This window comes from Dellaglioa sp. CoH-57-MRSF-17 (genome assembly GCF_056782015.1).
On sequence record NZ_JBXAXY010000052.1, the window covers coordinates 1 to 444 of the forward strand.

General features: G+C 51.4%; 1 protein-coding gene. It reads right to left on the reverse strand.

Going from position 1 to position 444, the window contains the following annotated elements; all coding sequences use genetic code 11:
- Positions 1-444, reverse strand: a 444-nt coding sequence (locus tag AC1RPJ_RS07820; protein ID WP_481762849.1) for a hypothetical protein, incomplete at both ends; no start/stop codon positions are given.

The following is a 444-nucleotide window of genomic DNA, read 5'->3' on the forward strand; positions in this document are numbered from 1 at the left end:
GTATTACTAATCGTGGTTTTAGCCACGTTCGTAATGTGGAGCACGGAATCAAAGCGTGGGAACTTTAGATAAATGGCGCGGAAAGCGGCAGTTACCATCTCCCCCCTCAAATCGTCGCGCTTCAAATCAAAGGCGGGGCGCATCAGAAACTTCATCTTCTTGTTCATGAATTTCCCGATATAGCCAGACCTTTCGATCTCGCACATCGCATTGTACACCAGATCGCCCCACTCCTTGAGACCATACGATGGGTATTCGAGAGACAGATGACCCAAGTTCAGACGACGCAAGAAACGTGCATCATCCATCGTGATCTTGAAGTCTGCGGCACGAGGCTTTTCACCACCATGACGGTGCTTGAAATAAGCCCATGCGTAGAGCTTGCAGTTTTGAAGAACGTAGCCGGTTGCGCCGCCCACTCCCTCAACGCCTTCGGCCCGGATC